The following is an 18,361-nucleotide window of genomic DNA, read 5'->3' on the forward strand; positions in this document are numbered from 1 at the left end:
AGAGACTATGAGCCACTACCCGTCGTTATTTACCCCCCTCGATCTGGGGTTCACCACCCTTAAAAACCGCGTGCTGATGGGCTCAATGCATACCGGGCTTGAAGAACATCCGGACGGGGCCGAACGTCTGGCGGCCTTCTATGCCGAGCGTGCATGTCACGGGGTGGCGCTGATTGTTACCGGCGGGGTGGCCCCTGCGCCTTCTGGCGTGGGGATGGAAGGCGGTGCGGTGCTGAACGACGCCAGCCAGCTGCCGCATCATCGCGTGGTCACTGACGCCGTTCACCGGGAGGGCGGGAAAATTGCCCTGCAGATCCTGCACACCGGGCGTTACAGCTATCAACCGAATCTGGTCGCACCGTCGGCCATTCAGGCCCCGATTAACCGCTTTACGCCCCATGCCCTCAGCCACGATGAGATCCTGACGCTGATTGACGACTTCGCCCGCTGTGCGGCACTGGCGCGTGAAGCGGGCTATGACGGTGTTGAGGTGATGGGCTCGGAAGGCTACCTGATCAACGAATTCCTCGCGGCCCGCACAAACCAGCGCGACGATGAGTGGGGTGGCGATTACGCGCGCCGCATGCGCTTTGCAGTGGAAGTGGTGCGTGCCGTGCGTGAACGTGCCGGGGCGGATTTTATTATTATCTACCGCCTGTCGATGCTCGATCTGGTGGAAGGTGGCGGGACGTTCGACGAAACCGTGCAACTGGCGCAGGCGATTGAAGCCGCCGGCGCGACCATCATCAATACCGGCATCGGCTGGCACGAGGCGCGTATTCCGACCATCGCCACGCCGGTGCCACGCGCGGCGTTCAGCTGGGTCACGCGCAAGCTGAAAGGGAAAGTGTCTGTCCCGCTGGTGACCACTAACCGCATTAACGACCCGCAGGTGGCGGAAAATGTGATCGCCGCCGGTGATGCCGACATGGTCTCCATGGCGCGTCCGTTCCTTGCAGATGCCGAGCTGCTTTCCAAAGCGCAGAGCGGGCGTGCAGATGAGATTAACACCTGCATCGGCTGTAATCAGGCCTGTCTGGATCAGATTTTTGTTGGCAAGGTCACTTCGTGTCTGGTCAACCCCCGCGCCTGCCACGAAACCAAAATGCCGATTTTCCCGGCGGTGCATAAAAAACGCCTGGCCGTGGTCGGTGCCGGCCCGGCGGGTCTGGCGTTTGCGGTGAATGCCGCCTCGCGCGGCCACAGCGTGACGTTGTTCGATGCCGCCGCTGAGATTGGCGGGCAGTTCAATATCGCCAAACAGATCCCGGGCAAAGAAGAATTTTACGAAACCCTGCGCTATTACCGCCGAATGATCGACCTGACGGGCGTGGATCTTCGCCTCAACCAGTTTGTAAATCCGGCGGATGTAATGGATTACGATGAGGTGATCCTGGCGAGCGGGATCGCACCACGCAGGCCTGCGATCGAGGGCATCGATCATCCGAAAGTCCTGAGCTATCTGGACGTTTTGCGTGACAAAGCGCCGGTGGGGGCAAAAGTGGCGATCATCGGCTGCGGCGGGATCGGGTTCGATACCGCGATGTACTTAAGTCAGCCGGGCGAACCCACCAGCCAGAACATTGCCGACTTCTGCGTGGAATGGGGTATCGACACCAGCCTTAACCAGTCCGGCGGCTTGCGACCGGAAGGACCCCAGCTGCCGAAAAGCCCGCGTCAGATCGTCATGCTGCAGCGTAAAGCCAGCAAACCCGGTGAAGGCCTGGGCAAAACCACGGGCTGGATCCATCGCGCAACCCTGCTCTCTCGCGGGGTGAAGATGATACCGTCGGTGAGCTATCAGAAGATCGATGATGCGGGGCTGCACGTGCTGATCGGCGGTGAGCCGCAGCTGCTGCAGGTGGATCATGTGATTTTGTGTGCGGGTCAGGAGCCGAAGCGCGATCTGGTGGATCCGCTACGTGAGGCGGGAAAAACGGTACACCTGATCGGCGGATGCGACGTGGCGATGGAGCTGGATGCGCGACGCGCCATTGCGCAGGGCACAACGCTGGCCTTGAGTCTCTGAGTGACGCAACGCTCACCGGGCCTGCACGCGAGGCAGGCCGGTGTAAACTCAGCGCCCCGCGTTAGCGGCGGCGACCCAGCTTGACGGATTTCAGCACCACGAACTTGTTGTTGGTGGCAACCGTGGTGCAGTTACCGAAGATTTTCTTCAGCTTGTGGAAGTAGTCCAGGTGACGGTTCGCCACGATATACAGCTCGCCGTTAATTTTCAGGCAGCGGCGTGCATGGTGGAACATCTCCCAGGCGACGTTATCCGTCAGGGCGTGTTTCTGGTGGAACGGGGGATTACAGAACACGGCATTAAAGCGGAACGGCTCAACGCCCGACAGCGCGTTATTAATCATAAACTCGCAACGATCCAGCGCGTCCGGCATGTTGGTTTCAACGTTCAGACGACTGGAGGCCACCGCCATCGGCGACTCATCACTAAATACAACGCTCGCTTCAGGGTTCTTCGCCAGCAGCGTCAGGCCAATCACACCGTTACCACAGCCCAGATCGACGATTTCGCCTTCCAGGTTATCCGGCAGATTTTCAATAAAGAAACGCGCCCCGATATCAAGGCCGGTGCGGGAGAATACGTTCGCGTGGTTGTGGATTGTCCAGTCAGTGCCTTCCAGCGTCCAGCTCAGGGTTTCTGGCGCGTCGGCCAGTTCGGGGGCACTGAAAGTACAGTTAATGAGGCGCGCTTTTTTCCAGGCCAGCGTCGTGGTGGTTGGGCCGAGCACTTTCTCGAACAGTTCCAGCGTTGAGGTATGGATATCACGCGCCTTGGCCCCCGCGATAATACGCGTTTGTGGGGTTACGACGTTGCGCAGTGCGCGCAATTGTTGTTCCAGCAGCGCCATTGTTTTCGGCACTTTGATCAGCACCACGCCCGGCTCCTGCGGGTAGTCCGCGGTGCTGTCGAGGAACTTAACGCTGGATTCGTCGATGTCGTTGTGGCGCAGGTTTTCCCGCGTCGCCAGCTCGCTCAAGTAGGAATCACCGATGCTGTAAGGCGTGTGTTCTGCCAGAACACAGCCCAGCGCGCCAAATGCGTCATTCAGGATCAAAACCGGGCCGCTGATTTCAGTGTCATCCAACTGTTGCAGCAGATATTCATCCGCCGCTTCCCACGCCTGAAGCGGGTTAACGTCGTCCGTTTCCGGGAAACGTTTAAGGTTGAGTGAACGGAAACCGTTGTCTAAGTGGCTCATCGGCCCTCCTGAATGGTAAAATTTCGGCGTTATCCCTGAAAAGGGTGCGTGAGTATACCCGTTTTATTGTCAAATTGGGGCGTTGATGAACCAACTAACTTATCTCCAGGGCTACCCGGAGAACTTACTTTCTCAGGTTCGCAGCTTAATTGCCGAGCAAAAGCTGGGCACGGTGCTGGAAAAACGCTATCCGGGGACGCATGACTTCGCGACCGATAAGGCGCTCTGGCAGTATACCCAGGATCTGAAAAACACCTATCTGAAGAGCGCGCCACCCATCAATAAGGTGATGTACGACAACAAGATCCATGTGCTGAAAAACGCGCTCGGCCTGCACACTGCCGTTTCCCGTGTTCAGGGCGGCAAGCTCAAAGCGAAAGCGGAGATCCGCGTTGCTACCGTGTTTCGTCACGCGCCGGAAGCGTTCTTGCGGATGATCGTGGTGCATGAGCTGGCACACCTGAAGGAAAAAGAGCACGACAAGGCCTTCTACTCCCTGTGCTGCCATATGGAGCCGCAGTACCACCAGCTGGAGTTCGATACCCGTTTATGGCTTACGCATTTATCGTTAAAGAGTAATGCGCAGTAGCGCACTGGTTTTGCAATAATCACGTGCTACAGTGGCTAAAGGTTCCCTGCTACGGAGTACGTAAACGTTTATGATACGTTTCGCAGTTATTGGCACGAACTGGATCACCCGCCAGTTCGTCGACGCCGCCCATGAAACCGGCAAATTTAAGCTCACCGCAGTCTATTCTCGCAGCCTGGAGCAGGCGCAGAGTTTCGCGAACGACTATCTGGTTGAACATCTGTTCACGTCGCTCGATGAGATGGCGCAAAGTGACGCCATTGACGCGGTCTACATCGCCAGCCCAAACTCCCTGCACTTTCCGCAAACGTCGCTGTTTCTTAGCCATAAAAAACATGTGATTTGCGAGAAGCCGCTGGCCTCGAACATTCAGGAAGTGGAAGCCGCGATTCAGCTTGCCCGCGACAATCAGGTGGTGCTGTTCGAAGCGTTCAAAACCGCAAGCCTGCCAAACTTCCTGCTGTTACAGCAGTCTCTGCCGAAGATTGGCAAAGTGCGTAAAGCGTTTATTAATTACTGCCAGTACTCGTCGCGCTATCAGCGTTATCTGGACGGTGAAAACCCGAACACCTTTAACCCGGCCTTCTCTAACGGCTCGATTATGGACATCGGTTTTTACTGTCTGGCCTCTGCCGTGGCGCTGTGGGGCGAGCCGCACGGCGTCACCGCCACGGCCAGCCTGCTGGAAAGCGGTGTGGATGCGCACGGCATCGTGGTGCTGGATTACGGTGATTTCAGCGTTACGCTGCAGCACTCCAAGGTGAGCGATTCCGTTCTGCCCAGCGAAATTCAGGGCGAAGCGGGCTCACTGGTTATCGAGAAGATTTCCGAGTGTCAGAAGCTGAGCATTGTCCCACGCGGCGGCAAAGCGCAGGAGCTGACGCAGCCTCAGCATATTAACACTATGCTCTATGAGGCAGAGGTCTTCGCCCGTCTGGTGGAAGACAACGAAGTGAATCACCCTGGGCTGGCGGTCAGCCGCACCACGGCGAAACTGCAAACCGAGATCCGCCGTCAAACCGGCGTGGTCTTCCCTGCAGATGGCGTGGGCGCAGAAGCTATCGCGTAAAGCTGTGTAATGAAACGGTGCAGACCATTGACGAAATCACTGGTCTGACATATTTTGTTACCTGCAAAGGGGAGTAACTTCCTTGCCGGTGGATCGTCATTACGATGCGTGCAAAACCGCATCCGGTCGCCGGGCAATCAAAAAGCCCGTCTTTTTGGTTGTAAGTGAGACCTTGCCGGAAGGCGAGGTCTATGCATAAAAAGCTAACGGCTATCGTCTTCTGACCATGGCCGTTTTTGTTTTTTATGTGTAAGGAAAATAGTATGCATTCTGTCGGCACTCCCATGTTGTGGGGCGGATTCGCGGTTGTCGTGCTCATCATGCTGGCGATCGACCTCTTTTTGCAGGGGCGTCGCGGCGCACATGGCATGACGATGAAACAGGCTGCGGCCTGGTCACTGGTGTGGGTCACCCTCTCCCTGCTCTTCTGTGCTGCCTTCTGGTGGTACCTGGCCTCAACGGAAGGCCGCGCGGTTGCCGATCCTCAGGCGCTCGCGTTCCTCACCGGCTATCTGATTGAAAAAGCCCTGGCGGTCGATAACGTCTTCGTCTGGCTGATGCTGTTCAGCTACTTTGCCGTGCCTGCGGCCCTGCAGCGTCGCGTGCTGGTGTACGGCGTGCTGGGTGCGATTATTCTGCGTACGATTATGATCTTCGCCGGAAGCTGGCTGATCACGCAGTTCGAATGGCTGCTGTATGTCTTTGGCGCATTCCTGCTGTTCACCGGGATCAAAATGGCGCTGGCAAAAGAAGATGGCTCCGCCATTGGCGACCGTCCGCTGGTGAAGTGGATCCGTGGTCATCTGCGCATGACCGACAAGATCGAGAGCGAGCACTTCTTCGTGCGTAAGAACGGCCTGCTTTTTGCCACGCCGCTGCTGCTGGTGCTGATTCTGGTTGAGTTGAGCGATGTGATTTTCGCGGTAGACAGCATTCCGGCTATCTTCGCGGTCACCACTGACCCGTTCATTGTGCTGACATCTAACCTGTTCGCCATCCTCGGTCTGCGTGCCATGTACTTCCTGCTGGCAGGCGCGGCTGAGCGCTTCTCAATGCTGAAATATGGTCTGTCGGTGATTCTGGTGTTTATCGGTATCAAGATGCTGATTGTCGATTTCTACCACATCCCTATCGCTATCTCGCTCGGTGTGGTGTTTGGCATTCTGATCGTGACGTTGCTTATCAATACCTGGGTTAATCGTCAGCACGATAAGAAGCAACAGATGGAGTAATTACGCTCCTTCCTGCTGCCTTTACGCTGGCCCTCTTCCCCCCAGGGAGAGGGCCAGCACACTTTTGTGAATGAATAGTTAAAAACTATGACACAACACGTAAAATGCAGCATTTTACGCTTCCCTCCGCATCCGGTTTCCCTATACTCAACCAGGCAAACATTTTCTTACATCCGGACATAAATGTGACTTAGAGCACATAAAGGATGGAACGCAATTTCACTTAGGAATTTTTATGAGCACACAATCAACTGGTCTCTTTGCGCGCCTGGCGCAAGGCAGTCTCGTTAAACAAATTCTGGTAGGGCTGGTACTGGGGATTCTGCTGGCAATGGTGTCAAAACCGGCTGCGGAAGCGACGGGGCTGCTTGGCACCATTTTCGTTGGCGCACTGAAAGCCGTGGCACCGGTGCTGGTGCTGATGCTGGTCATGGCGTCAATTGCCAATCATCAACACGGACAAAAAACCAACATTCGCCCTATCTTGTTCCTGTATCTGCTGGGCACCTTCTCTGCAGCCTTAACAGCCGTCGTTTTCAGCTTCCTGTTCCCTTCCTCGCTGCACCTGACCAGCGCTGCGGGTGATATCACCCCGCCATCCGGTATTGTGGAAGTGCTGCGCGGCCTGCTGATGAGCATGGTCTCTAACCCGATTACGGCACTGATGAACGCTAACTACATCGGCATCCTGGTCTGGGCGATCGGTCTTGGTTTTGCCCTGCGTCACGGCAACGAAACAACGAAAAACCTGGTCAACGACGTGTCGAACGCCGTGACCTTTATGGTCAAAATCGTGATTCGCTTTGCGCCAATTGGCATCTTCGGTCTGGTCTCTTCCACACTGGCGACCACCGGCTTTGGCGCACTGCTGGGCTATGCGCAGTTGCTGGTGGTACTGATTGGTTGCATGCTGCTGGTTGCGCTGGTAATTAACCCGCTGCTGGTGTTCTGGCAGATCCGCCGTAACCCGTATCCGCTGGTGTTAACCTGCCTGCGCGAGAGCGGTGTGTATGCGTTCTTCACCCGCAGTTCTGCGGCAAACATTCCGGTTAACATGGCGCTGGCGGAGAAGCTGAATCTGGATCGCGACACCTACTCGGTTTCCATCCCGCTGGGTGCGACCGTGAATATGGCGGGTGCGGCAATTACCATTACCGTGCTGACGCTGGCGGCTGTGCATACGCTGGGCATTCCGGTCGATCTGCCCACGGCGCTGTTGCTGAGCGTGGTGGCGTCGCTGTGTGCGTGTGGTGCATCGGGTGTGGCGGGTGGTTCGCTGCTGCTGATCCCACTGGCGTGCAATATGTTCGGTATCCCGAATGAGATTGCCATGCAGGTAGTGGCCGTCGGCTTTATCATCGGTGTATTGCAGGACTCCTGCGAAACCGCGCTGAACTCCTCAACGGACGTGCTGTTCACCGCAGCGGCATGCCAGGCGGAAGACGCGCGTTTAGCGAAGAACGCGTTACGCGGGTAAACAAAAGCCCGGTGACAAAACGTAAAGCAAAACGGCAACCGAAGGTTGCCGTTTTAGTGTTTGACCCTCTCCACAGGGGTGAGGGCATCACCCGCACCACACTTACAGCGTCACGCCACTCTTGAAGATCGCCAGTTCGCGGAAGTCATTCTTCTCGTTACAGGTCTGTCTGCCGTTGGCAAACTCTACAATGGTATCCACGAATTCCGTCAGTAACTGCGGCATCCCTTTGCCGTGGATTAACTGGCCTGCATCAAAGTCGATCCAGTGTTTTTTCTTCGCTGCCAGCTCGCTGTTGGTCGCGATTTTGACCGTCGGCACAAAGCCACCGTACGGTGTCCCGCGCCCGGTGCTGAACAGCACCATGTGGCAGCCGGCGCCGGCCAGCGCGCTGGTCGCAACCGCATCGTTACCCGGTGCGCTGAGCAAATTCAGACCGTGCGTTTTCAGACGTTCACCGTAGCGCAGGACATCAACCACCGGGCTGGCGCCCGCTTTTTGCGTGCAGCCGAGAGACTTCTCTTCAAGCGTGGTGATCCCGCCCGCTTTGTTACCCGGAGACGGGTTTTCATAAATCGGCTGGTTGTGGGCGATAAAGTACTGTTTGAAGTCGTTCACCATGGTGACGGTCTTCTCAAACGTCTCTTCGTCGCGACAGTGGCTCATCAGAATACGCTCAGCACCGAACATTTCCGGCACTTCTGTCAGCACCGTCGTACCGCCGTTGGCGATCACATAATCTGAGAAGCGGCCCAGCATCGGGTTCGCGGTGATCCCGGACAGGCCATCAGACCCGCCGCACTCCAGGCCAAACTTCAGCTCGCTCAGCTTGCCCGGCTCACGCCTGTCGTGACGCATCACCTCATACAGCTGGTGAAGGTGCTCAATGCCCGCTTCCACTTCATCATCCTGGTGCTGACACACCATAAAGTGCACGCGCTCGGGGTCAAACTCACCCAGCGTGTCGCGAAACGCATCCACCTGATTATTCTCGCAGCCCAGGCCAATCACCAGCACCGCGCCCGCGTTCGGGTGGCGGACCATGTTTTGCAGCATGGTGCGGGTGTTGATGTGGTCGTCGCCAAGCTGAGAACAACCGTAGGTGTGGCTGAACAGGTGCACACCGTCCGTACCTTCGGCGTCGTGGGTCTCTTTCAGGAAACGCGTCTGGATTTGACGCGCGATCCCATTCACGCAGCCGACGGTGGGAAGGATCCACAGCTCGTTGCGGATCCCCACCTCACCGTTCGCCCGGCGGTAGATCTGTACCTCGCGATCCGCCGCCTGCGCTTCTTCTGCCGCTAAATCAGGTTGATAGCTGTACTCGTCCAGATCGCTCAGATTGGTGCGGGTGTTGTGGGAATGAATATGCTCACCCGGCGCAATATCCGCCAGCGCATGACCAATCGGGAGACCGTATTTAACAACGTTGTCTCCTTGGGCGATCGGCTTTACGGCAAACTTATGCCCGCGAGTCACCGCCTGACGCAGGGTTACCGTCTGGTTATCAACGGTGACAACTTCACCTTCGGCCAGATCCGCCAGCGCGACGGCAACGTTATCCAGCGAATGGATTTTGATGTATTGCATATCAACCTCAAACGGCCTTAGTTCAGTTCAATGGCGAAGTAGTCGCGCGCATTGTTAAAGCAGATGTTTCTCACCATTTCGCCCAGCAGCTGAATATCGGCAGGGGCCTCACCCGCGGTCACCCAGCGGCCAATCATCTGGCACAGAATGCGGCGGAAATATTCGTGGCGCGTGTAAGAAAGGAAGCTACGGCTGTCGGTCAGCATGCCCACAAAGCGGCTTAACAGACCCAGCTGCGCCAGCTGCGTCATTTGACGCTCCATCCCGTCTTTCTGGTCATTGAACCACCAGCCGGAACCGAACTGCATCTTGCCTGGCATACCTTCACCCTGGAAGTTACCGATCATGGTACCCAGCACTTCGTTATCGCGCGGGTTCAGACAGTAGAGGATGGTTTTTGGCAGCAGATTTTGCTCGTTCTGTTTGCTCAGCAGCTTAGAGAGTTCTTCCGCAAGCGGGCGATCGTTGATGGAGTCGAAGCCCACGTCCGCGCCCAGCAGTTTAAACTGACGCTGGTTGTTATTGCGCAGGGCACCAATGTGGTATTGCTGCACCCAACCGCGACGAGCATATTCCGCACCGAGGAAGACCAGCACCGCCGTTTTGAACTGTGCCACTTCGTGCTCGCTCAGGGATTCACCGGACAGGCGACGTGCCAGAATGCTATCAAGCTCAGCTTCATTTGATTCCGCAAACATCACCACATCCAGCGCGTGGTCAGAGACTTTACAGCCGTGTGCCGCGAAGTGGTCCAGACGTTTGGTCAGCGCGCTCTGCAGGTCTGCAAAACGACGAATGTCGGTGTCAGACACTTCCGCGAGCTTCGCCATGTAATCATTGAACGTCGCCTGTTCGATGTTAAAGGCTTTATCCGGACGCCAGCTTGGCAGCACTTTAATATCAAACGAGGTATCGCGGGCGACCACCGCGTGATGTTCCAGGGAGTCAATCGGATCGTCAGTGGTCCCCACCATCTTCACGTTCATCTGCTTCATGATGCCGCGGGCGGAGAAGGTATCCTGCGCCAGTAATTCATTGCACTGCTCCCAGATTTCATCGGCGGTAGCCGGGGAGAGCAGCTTTCCGATGATGCCGAACGGACGGCGCAGCTCAAGGTGCGTCCAGTGATATAACGGGTTGCCGATGGTGTGCGGAACGGTCGCCGCCCAGGCGTCAAACTTCTCGCGGTCGCTTGCATCACCGGTACACAGGCGCTCCGCCACGCCGTTGGTGCGCATCGCACGCCATTTGTAGTGGTCACCTTTCAGCCAGATGTCATACAGGTTTTTAAAACGGTAATTTTCGGCAACCTGCTGCGGCGGTAAATGGCAGTGGTAGTCGAAAATTGGCTGGTCTTTGGCGTAGTCATGGTACAGGCGGCGAGCAAATTCGATATCTAACAGAAAATCTTCGGTCATAAACGGTGTCATTATCGTCTTCCTCGTAACGAGAGCGTCAGAAAGCTTATGCTCAGATGCTGCAAAGTTATCACACCAATTTCCAGAGACAGAACATTTTTTCGTGAGTTAGATCAATAAACGCAGACAAATTAATTACCTCAAATGAGGTAAACCCTTCGCCAGGCCGCGCCAGAACTGGCTTTATCCGTAACACATAATGTCCCTACAAATAATCATGCATTTGTGATGTCACTCACCTTTTAAAGTTGTATGACAAGTTATCTTTTCGCCGTCGCAAACACTAAGCCGACGGAATGCATTCCCGGTGTGAAAACATCGGTTTTAACGGTACGGATACCGACTTATGCACGCTTACTTATGGCAAGGTTCGGGCCGTTCCGGGACATCTCCCGGTTAAGCCCCTCCCGTTACACAACCGCTCCCGGACACGGTCGAGAGGTTGCCGTGCAAGGCACGGAATTAACATAACGATGAGGTTTTAGATGCGTAAAATTAAAGGGTTACGTTGGTATATGATCGCACTGGTGACGTTAGGCACCGTGCTGGGCTACCTGACACGTAACACCGTGGCAGCCGCAGCCCCGACGTTGATGGAAGAGCTGCATATCTCCACTCAGCAATATTCCTACATCATTGCTGCTTATTCCGCGGCTTACACCATCATGCAGCCTGTCGCAGGCTATGTTCTGGATATTCTCGGGACCAAAATCGGCTACGCCTTCTTCGCCATCGCCTGGGCTATTTTCTGCGGCGCCACGGCGCTGGCAGGCAGCTGGGGCGGTCTGGCGCTGGCACGTGGTGCGGTAGGTGCAGCGGAAGCGGCAATGATCCCGGCCGGGCTGAAAGCCAGCTCTGAGTGGTTCCCGGCGAAAGAGCGTTCTATTGCCGTCGGCTATTTCAACGTCGGTTCTTCCATCGGTGCGATGATTGCACCACCGCTGGTGGTGTGGGCTATCGTGATGCACAGCTGGCAGATGGCGTTCATTATCTCTGGTGTACTGAGCTTTGCGTGGGCCATGGCGTGGCTGATTTTCTATAAACACCCGCGCGATCAGAAAAAACTGTCTGAAGACGAACGCGAATACATCATTGGGGGTCAGGAAGCTCAGCATCAGACCAACAACGGCAAAAAAATGACGGTCTGGCAGATTCTGGGTACCCGTCAGTTCTGGGGTATCGCCCTGCCGCGCTTCCTCGCCGAACCCGCCTGGGGGACCTTCAACGCCTGGATCCCGCTGTTCATGTTTAAGGTCTACGGCTTTAACCTGAAAGAGATTGCGATGTTCGCGTGGATGCCAATGCTGTTTGCCGATCTGGGCTGTATCGTTGGCGGTTATCTGCCACCGCTGTTCCAGCGCTGGTTTGGCGTGAACCTGATCGTTTCCCGTAAAATGGTCGTGACGATGGGCGCAGTGCTGATGATTGGCCCGGGCATGATCGGCCTCTTCACCAGCCCGTATGTGGCAATCGCCCTGCTGTGCGTCGGTGGTTTTGCCCACCAGTCACTGTCCGGTGCGCTGATTACACTCTCTTCTGACGTCTTTGGGCGTAACGAAGTGGCTACCGCTAACGGCCTGACCGGTATGGCTGCCTGGACGGCGAGCACCCTGTTTGCTCTGGTGGTCGGTGCACTGGCGGACACCATCGGCTTCAGCCCGCTGTTTGCCGTACTGGCTATCTTCGACCTGATGGGTGCAGTGGTTATCTGGACGGTGCTGAAAAGTAAGTCGGCAGAAGAGGTGCTAAAAGAGTCCCTGGGGGGACCGGCAACGCAAAGTTAGCGCCCCTCCTGATGTCACAGAAGCCGCCTCCGGGCGGTTTTTTTCATGGCAAAATCTGGAGACTGGCACGCAAAAGTGGTATAACAAATAATCCGCCGTACCCTGCCTGGAGCGCATATGGAAATCACCGAACCACGTCGTTTATATCAACAACTTGCTGCCGAGCTGAAAGATCGCATCGAGCAAGGTGTCTACCTTGTCGGTGATAAACTCCCCGCTGAGCGCTTTATCGCTGATGAAAAAAGCGTAAGCCGCACCGTGGTGCGTGAAGCGATTATCATGCTGGAAGTGGAAGGCTACGTTGAAGTTCGCAAAGGCTCCGGCATTCACGTGATTTCTAATCAGCCGAAACACTCCCCGGTCGCCGACGAAAGTCTCGAATTCGCCAGCTACGGTCCGTTTGAACTGCTCCAGGCGCGCCAGCTTATCGAAAGCAATATTGCGGAATTTGCAGCGACTCAGGTGACCAAGCAGGACATCATGAAGCTGATGGAAATCCAGGAAAACGCGCGCAAGGAAAAATGTTTCCGTGATTCAGAGTGGGACCTGCAGTTCCACGTTCAGGTCGCGCTGGCAACGCAAAACACGGCGCTGGCGGCAATCGTGGAAAAAATGTGGACTCAGCGCGTTCACAACCCGTACTGGAAAAAACTGCACGATCACATCGATTCCCGCACCGTGGATAACTGGTGCGACGATCACGATCAGATCCTTAAAGCGCTGATTCGCAAAGATCCACATGCGGCAAAACTGGCCATGTGGCAGCACCTGGAAAACACCAAGCAGATGCTGTTCAATGAAACCAGCGATGACTTCGAATTTAACGCTGACCGCTATCTTTTTGCCGATAATCCTGTCGTTCATCTCGATACGGCAGCCAGTGCGGCAAAATAGTTTACCTTTTCGCTGGCAGGCGCTTCGCTGCGCCTTCTGGCAGAGGTGGGTAAGCAAAACATATATAGTGTCAGCCTTTGTAAATCCCCTCGCTCCCCTCCATGGCTTACGCCAAAATCATCACACCCCTGCAAATTCTGTGACGCAGAACCTTGGGCTTTGTTACAATTGGATTCAATTCGTTATTTTGTAAGTTAGTGCTTGCTAACCAGCCAATTAACAGGGAACAGTGTTGGCCACACCTCAATGTGTCCGCGAGCGACCATAATGAAATCACAACAATGTCGCCGTGCTGTTTGTCCCGGATAACAGGCGTGACGTTAACCGATTTCCAGGAACACTGAATGGAACTTTTGACCCAACTACTGCATGCCCTCTGGGCGCAGGATTTTGAAACGCTGGCCAACCCTTCCATGATTGGCATGCTCTACTTCGTCTTATTTATGATTCTGTTCCTTGAGAACGGTTTACTGCCTGCTGCCTTTTTACCGGGCGACAGCTTACTGGTGCTCGTCGGCGTGCTGTGTGCCAAAGGGGCAATGGCCTTTCCGCAAACCATTTTATTACTGACCATCGCCGCCAGCCTTGGCTGCTGGGTGAGCTATATCCAGGGACGATGGCTGGGCAATACGCGTCTGGTGCAGAACTGGCTCTCCCACCTTCCTGCGCATTATCACCAGCGGGCGCACCATCTTTTCCATAAGCACGGGCTTTCCGCGCTCCTGATCGGCCGCTTTATCGCCTTTGTACGCACCCTGCTGCCTACCATTGCGGGTCTTTCCGGATTAAGCAGCACCCGCTTCCAGTTCTTCAACTGGATGAGCGGCCTGCTGTGGGTTCTGATCCTGACCACGCTGGGCTATGCGCTGGGCAAAACGCCGGTCTTCATGAAATATGAAGATCAGCTCATGTCCTGCCTGATGCTGTTACCGGTGGTTCTGCTGGTCTTTGGTCTGGTCGGTTCGCTGGTGGTGCTGTGGAAGAAGAAATACGGGGCCAGAGGTTAACGATGGTTATCTCACCGCTTGCCGTGCGCCGTTTTGCCGTGGCCATGATTGCCCTGGGGTTGCTCAGCCTCATGTTCCTGGCCTGGACGACGCTTTCGCATCAGGAATCGACGCTGGCCATTCGTCCGGTGAGTCAGGGTGTCAGCGTGCCTGACGGTTTTTCGGTGTGGCATCATCTTGATGCCAACGGCATCCGCTTTAAGAGCATCACCCCGCAGGACGATGTTTTACTGATTAAGTTTGATTCCCGTGCGCAAAGTGCCGCCGCGAAAGTGGTGCTCGACCGTACGCTGCCGCACGGTTATATCATTGCCCAGCAGGAAGATGACAACCAGCCTGCAGCCTGGCTGTCACTGATTCGCGATTCGTCGCATAGATTTGGATAATTACCAAGATTCCGAATCTTTTCACTCACTTTGGTGAATCCCCCGTTTACTTACTATGCTTAAGTACGCGGAGCACCCCATGTATGTACTCCGCTTGACTCTGGATAGCGGCTCACGCCGCAACACAATGGAAGGTTTCGATAATGAAATTCCGCATTACTCTGGCTCTGGCCCTTTTTTCTTTAAGCACAGCGTCCTTCGCCAACTCTCTCTGTCAGGAGAAAGAACAGGATATTCAGCGTGAGATCAGTTATGCCGAAAAGCATAACAATCAGCATCGTGTTGAGGGTCTCAAAAAAGCGCTGAGCGAAGTGAAAGCGAACTGTTCTGACAGCAAGCTACGTGCCGATCACCAGAAAAAAATCGCTGAACAGAAGGACGAGATAGCCGAGCGCCGTCACGACCTGCAGGAAGCGAAAGAGAAAGGGGATGCGGAAAAAATTGCTAAGCGCGAGAAGAAGTTGAAAGAAGCGCAGGACGACCTGAAAGCGCTGGAAGCTCGCGATTATTGAGTTAACGGAAATCTCAACAGGAGAGAATCATGTCAAAAGATACGACGTCTGAAAATCTGCGCGCTGAACTGAAATCCCTGGCCGATACCCTGGAAGAGGTGCTGAACTCCTCTGCAGATAAGTCAAAAGAAGAGGTCAGCAAACTGCGCAGCAAAGCTGAGCAGGCGCTGAAAGAGAGCCGTTATCGCCTGGGTGAAACCGGTGATGCACTGGCGAAACAGACCCGCGAAGCGGCAGCTCGCGCGGACGAATATGTTCGCGATAATCCGTGGACGGGTGTAGGGATTGGTGCCGCGGTAGGTGTGGTACTGGGTGTCCTCCTGACGCGTCGTTAATATGGAAGATCCTCGTCACGCACAAGGGCCTGCTAATAACGTCCTCGGCATCGGCCAGCGTATTCTGACGACGCTGGTCGGGATTGCCGAAACGCGCGTCCGACTGGCAGTGGTTGAACTGGAAGAGGAGAAAGCGAACCTTTTCCAGATGCTGCTGATGCTCGGGCTTACCATGCTCTTCGCCGCGTTTGGTCTGATGAGCCTGATGGTGTTAATCATCTGGGCCATTGACCCGCAATATCGACTCAACGCGATGATTGCCACCACCGTTGTTCTGCTGGTTGCGGCACTGATTGGCGGCATATGGACGATGCGTAAAGCACGCAAATCCACTTTCCTGCGCCATACGCGCCAGGAACTGGCCAACGATCGCGCCCTGCTGGAGGATGACAAGCCGTGAGCGATAAAGCCGAACGTCAGAAGCGAAAAGCATTCCTGCTCAGTCAGATCCAGCAGCAACGGCTGGATTTGTCTGCCAGTCGTCGCGACTGGGTTGACGCGACGCGTCGTTTTGACCGGGGCTGGAATACCTTCCTGAGCCTGCGCTCATGGGCGCTGGTCGGAAGCAGCGTGATGGCTATCTGGACGATTCGTCATCCAAATATGCTGATCCGCTGGGCCCGCCGCGGCTTTGGTGCCTGGAGCGCCTGGCGTCTGGTGAAAGCGACGATTCGTCAACAACAGCTGCGTTAGTTCTTATGCCGGGTAGCGTTTCGCTTACCCGGCACACTTTCCCCCTCCCCCGTTACTCAATATCTTTGAAGAAGATTGACAGTTTTCCTTGCTAACAATTCCCATCTGCCCCGTTTACACTCCTCTCCATCGACAGCAAAGACGCGGTATCTACCCGAATTTGCACACAAATAAAGTTCAGCCGCTGATGTGGTTTCCTGGAGAGTAAAATGAAAAAATTAGAAGATGTTGGTGTTCTGGTAGCGCGTATTCTGATGCCGGTTCTGTTTATCACCGCAGGCTGGGGCAAAATCACCGGTTATGCGGGCACGCAGCAATACATGGAAGCCATGGGTGTTCCCGGGTTCCTGCTGCCACTGACTATTCTCCTTGAGTTCGGCGGCGGCCTGGCGGTTCTGTTCGGCTTCCTGACCCGCACCACGGCACTGTTTACCGCAGGCTTCACCCTGCTGACGGCGTTCATCTTCCACAGTAACTTTGCGGAAGGCGTGAACTCCCTGATGTTCATGAAAAACCTGACCATCGCGGGTGGCTTCCTGCTGCTGGCCATCACTGGCCCAGGCGCATACAGCATCGACCGCGTTCTGAATAAGAAGTGGTAAGCACGCTATACTGAATGAACACAAAGCGAGGAGATATCTCCTCGCTTTTGCTTATTGACGGAGGAGAAAAAAATGGGACAACTCGTAGACGGCGTCTGGCAGGATGTCTGGTATGACACCAAATCCACCGGGGGACGCTTCAAGCGCTCTGTTTCGGCCTTCCGTAACTGGCTAACCGCCGATGGCGCACCGGGCCCAAGCGGCGAAGGCGGCTTTGCGGCTGAGAAAGACCGTTATCATCTCTATGTTTCTCTGGCCTGCCCATGGGCGCACCGCACGCTGATTGTGCGCAAGCTGAAAGGACTCGAATCCTTAATTCCGGTTTCGGTAGTCAACCCCCTGATGCTGGAAAACGGCTGGACGTTTGACAGTGATTTCCCGGCCGCCACCGGTGATGACCTCTACCACCACGATTTTCTCTATCAGCTCTATCTGCGCGCCGATCCGCACTACACCGGACGCGTGACCGTACCCGTGCTGTGGGACAAGAAAAACCAGACCATTGTCAGCAATGAGTCCGCAGAGATCATCCGCATGTTCAACACCGCGTTTGATGCCCACGGGGCCCGCGCCGGGGATTACTATCCGGTTGAGCTGCGCGATAAGATTGATGAGCTGAACAGCTGGATTTACGACAACGTGAATAACGGTGTCTACAAGGCCGGCTTTGCCACCAGCCAGGAAGCGTATGACGACGCGGTGGGAAAAGTGTTTGAATCGCTGGAGCGCCTTGAGCAGATCCTCGGCCAGCATCGCTACCTGACGGGCGACCGCCTGACGGAAGCAGACATTCGTCTGTGGACAACGCTGGTTCGCTTTGATCCTGTGTATGTCACCCACTTCAAGTGTGATAAACACCGCATCAGCGATTACCTGAACCTGTACGGTTTCCTGCGCGATATTTATCAGATGCCGGGCATTGCTGAAACGGTCGATTTCAACCATATCCGCACCCACTATTTCCGCAGCCATAAGACCATCAACCCGACGGGTATTATCTCGGTGGGTCCGTGGCAGGACCTGGATGAACCGCACGGTCGCGACGTGCGTTTCGGATAAATATCAAGGGCATCAATTGATGCCCTTTTTTAATTCACAATCTCCATCTATCCTTACCTCGATCGCTTAAAAAACAAGTGATTGACTGACTAATGAGGCAAGGAAAATGGACTGGTATTTAAAAGTACTGCGCAACTACATTGGATTTGGTGGCCGCGCTCGCCGTAAAGAGTACTGGATGTTCGTTCTGGTGAACTTCATCCTCATCATGGTGCTGGGCATTATCGATAAAATTCTCGGCTGGGAACGAGCCGGCGGTGAAGGTGTTCTCACCACGATTTACGGCCTGCTGGTCCTGCTTCCCTCATGGGCCGTACTGTTCCGACGGCTACACGATACCGATCGTTCAGCCTGGTGGTTACTGCTGCTGCTGATCCCGATTGTGGGCTGGCTGGTCATTCTGGTCTTCAACTGCCAGGCCGGCACGCCGGGCGAAAACCGCTTCGGGCCCGATCCAAAACTCAACGCATAAAACAAAGCCCGGTGG

Annotated in this window: 19 protein-coding genes; 16 read left to right on the forward strand and 3 right to left on the reverse strand. The window is 55.3% G+C overall.

The genetic code is table 11. The features are described from left to right. Positions 1–7 precede the first annotated feature (7 nt). The gene (locus tag AB6731_RS16015) at positions 8–2,029 is read left to right on the forward strand and encodes an FAD-dependent oxidoreductase (protein ID WP_371006557.1); all 2,022 of its coding nucleotides are present in this window, start codon (positions 8–10) and stop codon (positions 2,027–2,029) included. Positions 2,030–2,090: 61 nt separating this feature from the next. Here the strand turns inward: AB6731_RS16015 and rlmG are convergent, their stop codons facing one another. Continuing rightward, a complete protein-coding gene (rlmG, locus tag AB6731_RS16020) occupies positions 2,091–3,227 on the reverse strand; it encodes a 23S rRNA (guanine(1835)-N(2))-methyltransferase RlmG (protein WP_371006558.1) in 1,137 nt (378 codons plus the stop codon). Positions 3,228–3,312: 85 nt separating this feature from the next. Here rlmG and AB6731_RS16025 point away from each other — a divergent pair, with 85 nt between their 5' ends. The 4 genes from AB6731_RS16025 to sstT all read left to right on the forward strand — a co-directional run bounded on the left by AB6731_RS16025 (position 3,313) and on the right by sstT (position 7,594). Next, entirely contained in the window at positions 3,313–3,816 is a 504-nt protein-coding gene (locus tag AB6731_RS16025; protein ID WP_032679016.1) for a YgjP-like metallopeptidase domain-containing protein, read from the forward strand. A gap of 70 nt (positions 3,817–3,886) precedes the next feature. Further along, positions 3,887–4,885 carry a Gfo/Idh/MocA family protein gene (locus AB6731_RS16030; protein WP_014171720.1) on the forward strand — a complete coding sequence of 333 codons (999 nt, stop codon included), beginning with the start codon at positions 3,887–3,889 and terminating at the stop codon, positions 4,883–4,885. Between the two features lie 263 nt (positions 4,886–5,148). After that, on the forward strand, positions 5,149–6,117 hold the full coding sequence (locus AB6731_RS16035; protein WP_020883576.1) for a TerC family protein: 969 nt from the start codon (positions 5,149–5,151) through the stop codon (positions 6,115–6,117). Between the two features lie 235 nt (positions 6,118–6,352). Further along, a complete protein-coding gene (sstT, locus tag AB6731_RS16040; protein WP_014171722.1) occupies positions 6,353–7,594 on the forward strand; it encodes a serine/threonine transporter SstT in 1,242 nt (413 codons plus the stop codon). Positions 7,595–7,696: 102 nt separating this feature from the next. Here the strand turns inward: sstT and AB6731_RS16045 are convergent, their stop codons facing one another. Together AB6731_RS16045 and uxaC are read right to left on the reverse strand one after the other, a co-directional pair. Continuing rightward, positions 7,697–9,184 carry a UxaA family hydrolase gene (locus AB6731_RS16045; protein WP_014171723.1) on the reverse strand — a complete coding sequence of 496 codons (1,488 nt, stop codon included), beginning with the start codon at positions 9,182–9,184 and terminating at the stop codon, positions 7,697–7,699. 17 nt (positions 9,185–9,201) lie between these two features. Beyond that, positions 9,202–10,614: a glucuronate isomerase gene (gene uxaC / locus AB6731_RS16050; protein WP_371006559.1), complete on the reverse strand. Its 1,413-nt coding sequence runs from the start codon at positions 10,612–10,614 to the stop codon at positions 9,202–9,204. A gap of 473 nt (positions 10,615–11,087) precedes the next feature. Between uxaC and AB6731_RS16055 the strand changes: the two genes are divergently transcribed. The 11 genes from AB6731_RS16055 to AB6731_RS16105 all read left to right on the forward strand — a co-directional run bounded on the left by AB6731_RS16055 (position 11,088) and on the right by AB6731_RS16105 (position 18,346). Further along, on the forward strand, positions 11,088–12,386 hold the full coding sequence (locus AB6731_RS16055) for an MFS transporter (protein WP_014171725.1): 1,299 nt from the start codon (positions 11,088–11,090) through the stop codon (positions 12,384–12,386). A gap of 117 nt (positions 12,387–12,503) precedes the next feature. Further along, positions 12,504–13,280 carry a transcriptional regulator ExuR gene (gene exuR, locus AB6731_RS16060; RefSeq protein ID WP_014171726.1) on the forward strand — a complete coding sequence of 259 codons (777 nt, stop codon included), beginning with the start codon at positions 12,504–12,506 and terminating at the stop codon, positions 13,278–13,280. Between the two features lie 344 nt (positions 13,281–13,624). Further along, positions 13,625–14,287 carry a DedA family general envelope maintenance protein YqjA gene (gene yqjA, locus AB6731_RS16065; protein WP_014171727.1) on the forward strand — a complete coding sequence of 221 codons (663 nt, stop codon included), beginning with the start codon at positions 13,625–13,627 and terminating at the stop codon, positions 14,285–14,287. Between the two features lie 2 nt (positions 14,288–14,289). Continuing rightward, a complete protein-coding gene (mzrA, locus tag AB6731_RS16070) occupies positions 14,290–14,673 on the forward strand; it encodes an EnvZ/OmpR regulon moderator MzrA (RefSeq protein ID WP_020883575.1) in 384 nt (127 codons plus the stop codon). A 143-nt stretch (positions 14,674–14,816) separates the two neighbouring features. Next, a complete protein-coding gene (locus AB6731_RS16075; protein ID WP_014171729.1) occupies positions 14,817–15,185 on the forward strand; it encodes a DUF1090 domain-containing protein in 369 nt (122 codons plus the stop codon). Positions 15,186–15,214: 29 nt separating this feature from the next. Beyond that, positions 15,215–15,520 (forward strand): YqjD family protein, encoded by a 306-nt coding sequence (locus tag AB6731_RS16080; RefSeq protein WP_003862645.1) that lies wholly within the window; start codon positions 15,215–15,217, stop codon positions 15,518–15,520. Position 15,521: 1 nt separating this feature from the next. Continuing rightward, the gene (locus tag AB6731_RS16085) at positions 15,522–15,920 is read left to right on the forward strand and encodes a phage holin family protein (RefSeq protein WP_013098867.1); all 399 of its coding nucleotides are present in this window, start codon (positions 15,522–15,524) and stop codon (positions 15,918–15,920) included. Next, positions 15,917–16,213: a YqjK-like family protein gene (locus tag AB6731_RS16090; protein ID WP_049023341.1), complete on the forward strand. Its 297-nt coding sequence runs from the start codon at positions 15,917–15,919 to the stop codon at positions 16,211–16,213. Before AB6731_RS16085 ends, AB6731_RS16090 begins: the two co-directional genes overlap by 4 nt. Before the next feature lie 209 nt (positions 16,214–16,422). After that, positions 16,423–16,815, forward strand: coding sequence for a DoxX family protein (locus tag AB6731_RS16095; protein WP_006178691.1), 393 nt, complete (start codon positions 16,423–16,425; stop codon positions 16,813–16,815). Between the two features lie 72 nt (positions 16,816–16,887). After that, positions 16,888–17,874, forward strand: coding sequence for a glutathione S-transferase family protein (locus AB6731_RS16100; protein WP_020883573.1), 987 nt, complete (start codon positions 16,888–16,890; stop codon positions 17,872–17,874). Between the two features lie 106 nt (positions 17,875–17,980). After that, complete coding sequence (locus tag AB6731_RS16105) at positions 17,981–18,346, forward strand: DUF805 domain-containing protein (protein ID WP_014171733.1); 366 nt, start codon at positions 17,981–17,983, stop codon at positions 18,344–18,346. Positions 18,347–18,361: the final 15 nt, after the last annotated feature.

This window comes from Enterobacter sp. RCC_40, assembly GCF_041360735.1.
Classification (GTDB): domain Bacteria; phylum Pseudomonadota; class Gammaproteobacteria; order Enterobacterales; family Enterobacteriaceae; genus Enterobacter; species Enterobacter ludwigii.

What these genes read in the sequence shown, in the direction of transcription:
- uxaC (WP_371006559.1), bottom strand. Translation starts at nt 10,614, where the DNA reads ATGACACCGTTTATGACCGAAGATTTTCTGTTAGATATCGAATTTGCT.
- AB6731_RS16045 (WP_014171723.1), bottom strand. Translation starts at nt 9,184, where the DNA reads ATGCAATACATCAAAATCCATTCGCTGGATAACGTTGCCGTCGCGCTG.
- AB6731_RS16105 (WP_014171733.1), top strand. Translation starts at nt 17,981, where the DNA reads ATGGACTGGTATTTAAAAGTACTGCGCAACTACATTGGATTTGGTGGC.
- AB6731_RS16055 (WP_014171725.1), top strand. Translation starts at nt 11,088, where the DNA reads ATGCGTAAAATTAAAGGGTTACGTTGGTATATGATCGCACTGGTGACG.
- AB6731_RS16025 (WP_032679016.1), top strand. Translation starts at nt 3,313, where the DNA reads ATGAACCAACTAACTTATCTCCAGGGCTACCCGGAGAACTTACTTTCT.
- exuR (WP_014171726.1), top strand. Translation starts at nt 12,504, where the DNA reads ATGGAAATCACCGAACCACGTCGTTTATATCAACAACTTGCTGCCGAG.
- AB6731_RS16075 (WP_014171729.1), top strand. Translation starts at nt 14,817, where the DNA reads ATGAAATTCCGCATTACTCTGGCTCTGGCCCTTTTTTCTTTAAGCACA.
- rlmG (WP_371006558.1), bottom strand. Translation starts at nt 3,227, where the DNA reads ATGAGCCACTTAGACAACGGTTTCCGTTCACTCAACCTTAAACGTTTC.
- mzrA (WP_020883575.1), top strand. Translation starts at nt 14,290, where the DNA reads ATGGTTATCTCACCGCTTGCCGTGCGCCGTTTTGCCGTGGCCATGATT.
- AB6731_RS16085 (WP_013098867.1), top strand. Translation starts at nt 15,522, where the DNA reads ATGGAAGATCCTCGTCACGCACAAGGGCCTGCTAATAACGTCCTCGGC.
- AB6731_RS16015 (WP_371006557.1), top strand. Translation starts at nt 8, where the DNA reads ATGAGCCACTACCCGTCGTTATTTACCCCCCTCGATCTGGGGTTCACC.
- sstT (WP_014171722.1), top strand. Translation starts at nt 6,353, where the DNA reads ATGAGCACACAATCAACTGGTCTCTTTGCGCGCCTGGCGCAAGGCAGT.
- AB6731_RS16095 (WP_006178691.1), top strand. Translation starts at nt 16,423, where the DNA reads ATGAAAAAATTAGAAGATGTTGGTGTTCTGGTAGCGCGTATTCTGATG.
- AB6731_RS16100 (WP_020883573.1), top strand. Translation starts at nt 16,888, where the DNA reads ATGGGACAACTCGTAGACGGCGTCTGGCAGGATGTCTGGTATGACACC.
- AB6731_RS16030 (WP_014171720.1), top strand. Translation starts at nt 3,887, where the DNA reads ATGATACGTTTCGCAGTTATTGGCACGAACTGGATCACCCGCCAGTTC.
- AB6731_RS16080 (WP_003862645.1), top strand. Translation starts at nt 15,215, where the DNA reads ATGTCAAAAGATACGACGTCTGAAAATCTGCGCGCTGAACTGAAATCC.
- AB6731_RS16035 (WP_020883576.1), top strand. Translation starts at nt 5,149, where the DNA reads ATGCATTCTGTCGGCACTCCCATGTTGTGGGGCGGATTCGCGGTTGTC.
- yqjA (WP_014171727.1), top strand. Translation starts at nt 13,625, where the DNA reads ATGGAACTTTTGACCCAACTACTGCATGCCCTCTGGGCGCAGGATTTT.